This is a genomic window from Streptomyces sp. NPDC002779, assembly GCF_042888685.1.
Classification (GTDB): Bacteria; Actinomycetota; Actinomycetes; order Streptomycetales; family Streptomycetaceae; genus Streptomyces.
In genome coordinates, this window is the sequence record NZ_JBIAQC010000049.1 from 1 (window position 1) to 9,439 (window position 9,439).

Here is a 9,439-nt window from a genome sequence, read left to right on the forward strand (position 1 = left end):
AAGCCCATGGGGCTTGCTTGAGCCGGATGCGGGGAAAGCTCGCACGTCCGGTTCTGAGGGGGCCGGGTCACGGCAACGTGACCCGGCTACCCGACTGCTCTCTTACTCGGAGTGTCCCCGAGTTCCCCGGCCGGGGCCGCGTTTCCGGTGCGGTCCGCCGCGCACCGCTCAGCTCCCGCGTACCACGCAGTCCTCCGACTGCTTCCGCCCCAGGGGCCACGCCAGACCCACATATCCCAGTCGGCTCGAACCCGCCCTCTCGCCCGGCTGCAGCTTCACAACCGCCAAGGGCTTGTTGTATGGATTGCCCGCCGGGGTGAGGCAGATGCGGCCGCTGGTACCGTCGACGCGGTTCGTGGCCTGCATGGTGGCCCAGCGGTTGCCCACCTGCTCGAGGGTCGGAGCCTCCTTGCCGGGGAGCTTGGCACCGCGGATAGCCTCGACGGCGGTGCGTACGCCGTCGTGGACCATCATGGTGCGGGAGTCGGCCAGATCCAGGGGGCCGATGTCGCCCGCCATGCGGGCATTCTGCCGCAGCCTGGCGAGTTCGTTCAGCGGGTCGCGCAGGGAGCGAGGGGCCTTCGCGGCGTCCGGTCTGCGCCCGGTCCGCTTCTCCTCCGCGTCCTGCCAGGCCCGTATCTCGGTGTTCCAGGCGTCGGGATGGGAAGGTGCCGCGTACTGCACGGTCATCGCCGGTTCTCCGGAGTCGTCCAGGAGCTGTGCCCAGTCGTCGTCGGACATCTTGTTCTTCAGCGATGCCGCGTCCGAGCCGGAGACCACCGTGAACCTCGTGTCGTCGCACTTGTCCTGGGCCAAGCGCTTGAGGAACAACCGCAGATGGGTGGACCGTCCTGCGAAGTAGACGGTGTCCGCGCCGGAGCTGCAGATCGTATCGACCATCGGGCGGAACTGGTTGTCGACGTCGCCCTTTTCGTCGATACCGGATGAGGTGAAGGTCATGGTGTCGGGTCCGGCCGGTCCCGTCTCTGTCTTCTCGAGTTCCTGAAAGGCACCGGCAAGGGAGCGGACGTACGGATCGCGCCTGGTGTCCCGCACGATCACCGTCTGCTCGTTCTTGCTGCTGCCGTTGAAGTACGCGAGCGCGCGGGCCTGGTCCTCGTTGGTGGGCAGGATCCGGGCCAGCCCCTGGTACTCGCGCTCGCCGCCCTCCTCGTTGGCGAGCGAGCCCGCTGACGCACGCGCCACCAGCACGGGCACGTTTTCGTCGGTGAGGCTGCGTATCGCCGCCTGGGTGGAGTCCAGGGACAGGTTGAAGCCGGTCACCGCGCGCAACCTGTGCTTCGAGTGGGACATCTGCACGAGGTCGGGCACCACCTCGTGCTGCTTCTTGTAATCCTTGCCCGGGTTGGCGAGCACCAGCCGCACCTTGGGTGTGCCCTCTTCGCGGTTGGCTCGGTACTGCGCGAGATAGGCGCCCTGCAGCTCGCTGCGCAGCTGCTCCTTCTCGGCCTTCGATTGCGGTTGCAGCGGGAGCATCATCGCCACGGTCACGTACGACTCGCCGAGCCCGTCGTTCTCGGCCTTGATCCGGTCGGCGACCGGACCGATCTCCTTGACGCCCCAGTCGTAGCCGGAGCCGTTGACGCCGATGCACTCGTCGCCGGACTCGGTCACGCCGCTGGCGCAGGTCCTCGCCTTCTCCATGATCTGACGCAAGACGAGGTACCCACCGACGAGGACGGCAGCCACCACCGTGCAGGTGATGATCCGCTTCAGCAGCGTCTCCCCCGTCGTCTCATACAGCCAACTTCCGAAGGTCCGCGACATCCGCTCAGCTCCCCTGACTGATGTGAGACGTGCAGGCGCAGGGCTGCAGTGGGCGCTTGCCGTCAGCGCGTTTGCCCCACTCCTCGGCCCGGCCGGCGAGCACGGGTGCGGCATCGGGGTACTCAAGCGCGAGATCGCCGAGCAGTTCCCGCGTCTTGTCGCCGGCTGCGGTGTTGGCCGGCCGGGTGCGCTCCTCGCACAGCCACACGGCGTGGAGCAGCTGGTCCAACCGGCGCTCCAGGGTGGTGCCTGCGATGCGCGCCACGTTCATACGGTCGTGTCGTACGTCGGGGCCGCCCAGCAAGGGGGCCTGGGCAATCGCCAGCAACTGCTCGCACCATTCCTCGGCCCTCGTGCCGCTTGCCGGGAACTCCGCGGCAAGGTGACGTATCGCGCGCTCCGGGCCGCCACCGGCGACCAAGTCGTGGTTGAGGCCGTGCGCTGCGGTGGTGCCGAAGGCGCGGTCCGGGGCCTCGGGCTGGGCGCGGTAGTGTGCGTACAGCAGGCTGTGGTCGCGGTGCCAGGCGTGGGCGGTGTCCGCGGATCCGTACAAGCGGCTCATCAGCAGCTGCCGCAGACCGAAGTCGCCGATGAAGTGGCGTTGGCAGGCAGGCCAGCCGCTTTCCAGCAGATACTGCTGCACCTGGTCCGCGGTGAGCCCGCCGGCCAGCTGCTCCAGTTCGCCGCTGCGCAGCAACGTGCGGGCGCAGTCTCCGCTGTGGGTGACTGACAGGTGGGTGAGCAGGTCGAGCCAGCGGTCGGTGTGTCCCACGGGCAGCCGCTCCGGCATCTGCCGCAGCACCAGTTCCTCCAGCAGCACGTCCCGTACCGCCGCGGGAGTACCGTCCAGGACGGCCGGGTGGCCCAGGAGGTCGCGGTCGTTGTCCAGCGGAGGCAGCTGCGCGGCCGCCTCCGCCAGCCGCTGCACCATCCGGGGGCGATGGCCGGACAGCCGCCGCACCGCGCTTTGGGCCCGGAGCAGATGGTCTGCGTTGTCCGCTGCGCCCGCCTGCTCAAGCACCTGCTGCTTGACCTGCCCGGAGGTGAGCAACGGCATTGACAGCAGCAGCACGGCCTGCCCAAGCTGCCCGCGCGCGGGCATGCGCTCCCATGTCTCGGGCGGCGCCTGCTCGTCCGGCCGGTAGACCGCGACCTTCTCGGTGCGCTGCTCCCCAGCCAGAAAGAGCGGTTCCGCCATCCGCTCGCTCGCGATGAGTACCGTGCCGCCCCGACATCCTTCGGCCCAGTCGTCGAGGGCAGCCGCCAGTAGCCCGCGCCCCACCGGCCAGTTGGAGTGCTGCAGCAGGATGGCGGGACGGCCAACTCGCTTGAGCTTGGCGCCGGCGCCTGAGTAGGCAGCGTCCACGTCCTCGCGCAGAGCGCGGAAGAGGAAGCCTTCGACGAACCGGCGTCCCTCCTCATCCCTGCGGAAACTCCTGCTGAGCAGCCGCAACCCGGTGGCCGCGCTGCCGGCAGCACCCGGATAGTTCCTGTACGTGCCTCGCACCGGCTCGTCGCCCTTTGCCGCCAGCAGCTCCAAGAACTCGGTCAGCGCCGCGCCCACCAACGGCATCGCCACTGGTGGGGCGACGATCGCTGCCAGCGCGACCAGATACCCCTGAGCCAGGTTCTTGACCATCCGACCGACCCGCGTCGTCGGGGCATGCAGCAGCTGGCGGTACCGGGTGAGCTCCTCGTCCAATTCCTGCTGCCGCAGCCCCTGCCCCGCCGCCACAGCGACCATCCCAGCGAAAAACCGGGGGGTGGGCACCGCCCCGCCCGGGCCGTCCCACTCCTCCATCCGTTGCGCGATGTCGTACAGCAACTCCGTGGCAGCGGAACGGCAGGAGGGGCGCTCGCTGGCCTCCCGCTCATACTGCGGATCAGCGCAGTCCACCAACACCACAGGCGCTTTCCCGCCGAACCGGTCCCGCAGTTCCTCGAGTAATTGCTGCTTGCCCATGCCGGGACCGCCGGTGAGCAGCACGACGGGGAGGTCGGGACCGTACGGCTGCGCGCTCATACGGCCCTGGGCGTTGCGGGCCAGCAGCCTTGGGAAGAAACGCTCGTCGCCGACCAGCTCCTCGAAACCAAGCTTGGTCGCCACCAAGTCCCCCCGTCCCCTGCCTCATGCAGCGGTTGCTGCGCGGTAACTGGCCAGCATCGCGGCGAGTGTAATGGAGTGACAGAAGAAGATCAGGCCGATTATCGGAAAAGCTGTGTTCCGGCGGGGTGGGGCCCTGCCGTCCGTCTCGGATAGGGAAGTTCATTGGCTCCCGCGGTGGCAACTCCGATTGCGACAGCGGCGTACGACGATATGGCGGACTGGTACGAGACCGAGTTCCTGGCCAGGCGGCCAGCTGGAGCCGGTGACGGTCACCCCTTGGGACTCTCTCGTCGACGAGGCGTCGGATCCGGCATGCGGGACGCACTGTGTGCCTCGCCGGAGGGCGGGGCACACATCGGTTCGGGACCGAGGGGTGTCAGTTCCCGTACTGCAGCGGGCGGTAGGCCTTGTACTCGCTGGGTCACGTCCCTCACGAGGTTGTTGAGCATGTTTCCTGGCTCATCTACGCCCGAAGGTGTGAGCTGAACTCCCGCTGGCGCAGGCTGGGCTGCTTCCGGCAGGCCCTGCTCGTCCTGGTACACCTGCGTAAGAACGAGACTCTGGCCCAGGTCGCAGCAGGTTTCGGTGTCTCCACCGCTACCGCCGGCCGGTACGTGAGCGAGACGGTCGACCTCCTCGCCGAGTGCGCTCCGAGCCTGCACGAGGCCCTGCGCGAGTCACCACATGAGGGGTTCGTCATCCTCGACGGCACCCTGATCGCCACTGATCGCATCGTGGCGGATGAGCCCTATGACTCGATGAAACACCGCCGTCACGGGATGAACGTGCAGGTCGTGGCCTCTCCGGACGGGACACCGCTGTGGTTCTCGCGAGCGCTGCCCGGCCGCACGCATGACCTGACCGCGGCCCGCGCACACGGTGTGATCCAAGCCTGCCTGTCCCGTCAGCTCCTCGTTCTGGCCGACCGGGCCTACCGCGGAGCCGGAGCCACCGTGCGCACCCCTTACTACGGCCGCGACCTCCCCGAGAAGTACGCCCAGTTCAACCGGGACCACGCCCGGCACCCCTGGGCGGGTCAACCATACGAAGGGCTCACCACATCCCGCAGAACAACGTAGGGATTCCTTATCAGCGTTGACGCTCCAGGGTGAGGATGGCTGAGCCCCGCAGGCCTTGGAAGACACTCTCCGAGGTCGAACTGGCCACCGCCGAGTGGATCGACTGGTACTGCCACCGCCGACTCCACGGTGAGATCGGGCACATCAAACGACATGCTGAGGGCGCCGCGCAAGTCGTCGTCTGGATCTTGCCTGGGGGTTTGTGGTTTCGCGGTAGTAGTTGGTCTCGTATTCAGCGGGTGCCCTCCACCCGCTTCTCCAACGACCTGCTCGCCATGGTCGTAGGTGAACTCGGCGTCGCGAAGGCGGGAGTGGAGCGGGCGTTCGCGCGTAAGGTCGCGGCCGAGAGACCCTGAGCCGGTGGGTCATCGAGAAACCCGGCGGTGAGATCGTTCTCGGCCTATCATCGGGCTTGACCCCGGGGACACGGATGGTGAGCGGAATGGCCAGCGACGCGCTCTCGTGGTCGGGATCGCGGAGTTCGCCGCCAGCTCGCGGACCGTACCCGACGCGGAGGAGGCGATCGACTGCGCGGCTTGGCCGCCGTTGCCCGACGCCGGCGACTGGGCAGGCCGCGTCGCGACGATGCTCGACGAGCTCGGTTTCCAGGTGACCCTGCTGGCCGGGGCGACGGCGCCGGCGGCGGCCGACTTGGGCGCGGCCGTGACGCGCACCATCCAGGAGGTTGGCCCGGGCGATGTCGTGATCGTCCACGTGATCACCCATGGCGACCAGCCCCCGGATATGGACACCGCGTACGCGATCGGCGCCGACGGGCGGCGCGACGAGACGTGCAACGTCGACGCGTGGGTCCGGACCGTGGTCGCCGGCGGCGACGCACGACCACGGACCCTGTTCCTGCTCGATTTCTGCCGCTCTGGCGTTGCCACCGTGCCCCGTTGGCATCGCCGCCCATTCCAGGCGTCGAACCGGGCCTGGGTCCTCGCCGCGTCGGCCCCTGACTCCGACGCCTTCGACTGCGCCTTCAGCCGCGCCGTCGTCCAGGTCCTCCGGGAGGTCGCGGCGGGAGACTTCTGCACGCATCCGTCCCGGCCCACGGTCCCGTACCTGGCGGTGTCCGCGCGGATCCGGGAGGTCGTCGCGGGCGATGACGGCGACGGCGTCCTGCTGCCGATCCAGGAGCCCACCGGGACGCCGATCGACACGATGACGGCCGCCCGGCTGGATCTGCCGTTCTTCCCGAATCCGGACCACCGGCGCGCCGCCTTCGATGACGCCCTCGCCGCCATGGACGACCGGCTCGCCGAGTTCGCGCGCGAGGTCGACCACCTCGTCGACCCCCGTCATTTCCGTGACCGGGCGGCTGCCCGCTGGGAAGCAGGCCGTCGGCCCGGGCTGTTCCAGGGGCGTGAGCGCGAGCTGCGGGCGCTTTCGGCGTTGGTCGACGGAGCGGCTGCAGCGGTGCCGTGGATCGTCACCGGTAGCCCCGGGGTGGGGAAATCGGCCCTGCTCGGGGTGCTGGTGTGCGCGGCCCACCCCACGCTGCGGCACGCGACCGAGGAGGTGTGGGGCCACTTGCCCGCGCCGGCCGCCACGCCGCACCTCGCCGCCGTACACGCCCGGCAGCAGACCGTCGACGCCATCACGACGTCCTTGCTCACGCAGCTCGCGCCGGAGGCGGCGTCGGCGGAGGCGCCGGCGTCGGCCGAGGCGCTGCTGGAGGTGGTCGCTGAACGTCCCGTCGCCCCGGTGATTGTGATCGACTCGCTGGACGAGGCCATCGACTCCGAGGAGCTGAGCGCGCGGCTGTTGGTGCCGCTCACCCGCGTACGCAGGGCGGATGGCTCCGCGGCGTGCCGGCTGATCGTCGGCATGCGCCCCTGGGAGGAGTTCGAGCCGCTCCGGCGGGCCGTTGCCCTCGCGGGCGGCACAATCCTGGACCTCGACCAGGTCCCGGCCGCGGAGCTGGCCGGGAACCTGCGCGCGTACGTCCAGCGCGTCCTGCGGGCCGGCCGCGGGTACGGCTCGGTGGACGGCCACTGGTTCGTGACCGCGATCGCGGACGGGGTCGCTGCCACGCTGACGCGTACCGGCGATGCCCAGCCTCGGTGGGGCGGGTTCTTGATTGCCCGGCTGTTCGCTGAGTACGTCGCTCACACGCTGCCCCCGGTCACCGACCAGGCCCAGGCTGATCGGCTGCTCGCCCAGGTCCCGGCCTCGCTGCCCGAGGTTCTCGAGATGACGCTGCACCGGCCCGAGGTCGGTCCCTGGATGCGTCCGGTTCTGGCGGCGCTGGCGCACGCGCGCGGCGTGGGCATGCCACCGAAGATCATTCGGGCTATAGCACCCCTGTTCGCGCCGGAGGGTCTGGGATCACCATCGACCAGGGACGTGCGCCGCGCCCTGGAGGAGGGGCGTTTCTACCTCCGCCAGTCGGCCGACGTCAGCGGAACCAGCGTGTTCCGCCTCTTCCACGAGAGTCTCGTCGAGTATCTGCTCGCGCACCCCCGTGCCGTACCCGCCGACGCGGCATCGGAGCCGGCGACATGAGCGGTACGGACCGCGGGGCACTCGCCGGCATTCTGCTCAGCCAGGTGGGCCGCCACCCCGACGGGTCACGTCGCTGGGCGGAGGCGGACCCGTATCTGCTGCGCCACGCCGTGCAGCACGCGGTCGAGGGCGGATGCCTCGACGAGCTGCTCGCCGATTCCGAGTTCCTGGTCTACGCCGATCCCGCCACGCTGATCCCCGCGCTGCCCGGTGCGTCCAGTCCGGACGCGGTCATCGCCGCGACCGTCTACCGCAGCGCGCTGGAGGACCTCCGGTCCGCGCTGCCCGAGCGGCGCCGTCAGTACCTCGCCATCAGCGGCTCCCGCGTCGGCGCCCAGGCGCTGGCCCGGCGCCTCAGCCGGCCCTTCGGATCGCCGGCTCTCGCGCTGGAGCCGCTGTTCTCCACCGGCTCCGAGATCAAGCCCGCCGTACGGGCCGTGTTCGACGACGGCGACTTCCGGGTGTACGCGGTGGCGGTGGCACGTACCGATGGTCGGCAGGTCGTGGTCACCACCGGCACCGACCGGGAGGGCTACGACACGATCGTCCGGTTTCGTGATCTGCTTACGGGCGAGCCCACACTGCCGCCGATCACGATCACGGGTGACCGCGAGCATCCGGGACGGGCATCGCGGTACCAGGGTGTGATCGCGGTGTCCGAGGTCGACGGCGCAGCCGTCGTGGTCCTCCGCTCCGAGGGTGGGCTGGTCGTACGGTCGGTAGCCACCGGACAGATCGTACGCGAGCACCCCACAGGCGAGGGATCCTGCCTGGCCACCGGGGTGCTGGCGGGGCGTGCGGTCGCCGCGCTCGACGAGGAACCGGGGATTCTCGTACGCGACCTCGACACCGGGGCGACCGTCGGACCGGTGATCCAGACTCCGTCGGAGCGTCTCTGTTCCTTGGAGCTCGGCGAGATCGGTGATCACCCCGTCCTCGTCTACGCCACCCACAGCGGCCGATACGGAGACGAAGACCCCGGCAGCACGTGCCAGGTCATCGACCTGAACAGCGGCGGCCAGATCGGCCCTGCCCACCGGTGCTCACCCCGGTCCGGCACGGCGATCGCCCGCCTCGGCTTGCACGAGGGCCGCCCCGTCGTCGTCGTGGGTCCGCAGCACGTGCACACTGACATGAACGGCGAGCGACATCACCCCAACGTCGAGATCCGGGACGTGTTCACCGGCGAGGAACGGTTTCCCGCCTGGACGCAGTTCGAGGGGATAACGGCGCTGGCGGTGACGCTGATGGACGGCCACGCGGTGCTCGTGGCCGGCGACGGCAGCGGCGCTGTGACCGTACGGGACCTGAGCGGCGGCGAGCCGTACGAGCTGCTCCGCCTCGGGGTCGCCCGGGGCTGGGTGGGCGATCTTGAGATCGCCCGGGCCGACGGACACGTCCTGGTCCTCGCCGCGTGCGACGACGGCGCGCTCCGGGTGGCCGACCTGTCACCGTCGGACTCAGGCCCGGCCGATCCGTCTCCCGGCCACCAGATCGGCGTCGAGTCCATCGCCCTGGCCAGGGTCGGCGGGCATCCGGTGGTGCTCAGCGGCGGCCATCTCGGCGACCTCTACCGTCGCGACGCCCGTACCGGGTCGCGGACGGCGCGGCTGTGGCACGGGGACCTCCGGATAACCGACATCGCGGTGACCACGATCGCCGAGCACCAGGTGGCGGTGACCGGGAGCCCTCGAGCCGGCGTACGGCTGCACGATCTCGCGTCGGGACAGCCCCTCGCCGACTATCGGTCGCCCGGTGACGACATGGAATGGGTACACTCCGTCGACGTGCTCTGGATGGACGGCCAGCCGGTCATCGTGGGAGCGGGGGACGGCGGCCTCGTCTGGATGTGGGACCTGCTAGTGTCATGCGCCAGAAATCCTGTTGGTTAGTAAGTACCCTGTTGTCATGTCGCATTCGGGGCCTTCTGCTGTGGCGATCACGTTGTCCGAGG

4 protein-coding genes and 1 pseudogene are annotated in these 9,439 nt (G+C 69.7%); 3 read left to right on the forward strand and 2 right to left on the reverse strand.

Going from position 1 to position 9,439, the window contains the following annotated elements:
- Positions 1-168 precede the first annotated feature (168 nt).
- Positions 169-1,788, reverse strand: coding sequence for an ABC transporter substrate-binding protein (locus ACFYW5_RS37355; protein ID WP_389421604.1), 1,620 nt, complete (start codon positions 1,786-1,788; stop codon positions 169-171).
- A 4-nt stretch (positions 1,789-1,792) separates the two neighbouring features.
- Positions 1,793-3,895 (reverse strand): hypothetical protein, encoded by a 2,103-nt coding sequence (locus tag ACFYW5_RS37360; RefSeq protein WP_389421605.1) that lies wholly within the window; start codon positions 3,893-3,895, stop codon positions 1,793-1,795.
- Positions 3,896-4,302: 407 nt separating this feature from the next.
- Here ACFYW5_RS37360 and ACFYW5_RS37365 point away from each other — a divergent pair.
- The 3 genes and pseudogenes from ACFYW5_RS37365 to ACFYW5_RS37375 form a co-directional block, all read left to right on the forward strand.
- A pseudogene (locus tag ACFYW5_RS37365) lies at positions 4,303-4,917 on the forward strand (transposase family protein); the annotation flags it as partial.
- A gap of 519 nt (positions 4,918-5,436) precedes the next feature.
- Positions 5,437-7,485: an AAA family ATPase gene (locus ACFYW5_RS37370; RefSeq protein ID WP_389421606.1), complete on the forward strand. Its 2,049-nt coding sequence runs from the start codon at positions 5,437-5,439 to the stop codon at positions 7,483-7,485.
- Positions 7,482-9,377: a WD40 repeat domain-containing protein gene (locus ACFYW5_RS37375; protein ID WP_389421607.1), complete on the forward strand. Its 1,896-nt coding sequence runs from the start codon at positions 7,482-7,484 to the stop codon at positions 9,375-9,377. Before ACFYW5_RS37370 ends, ACFYW5_RS37375 begins: the two co-directional genes overlap by 4 nt.
- Positions 9,378-9,439: the final 62 nt, after the last annotated feature.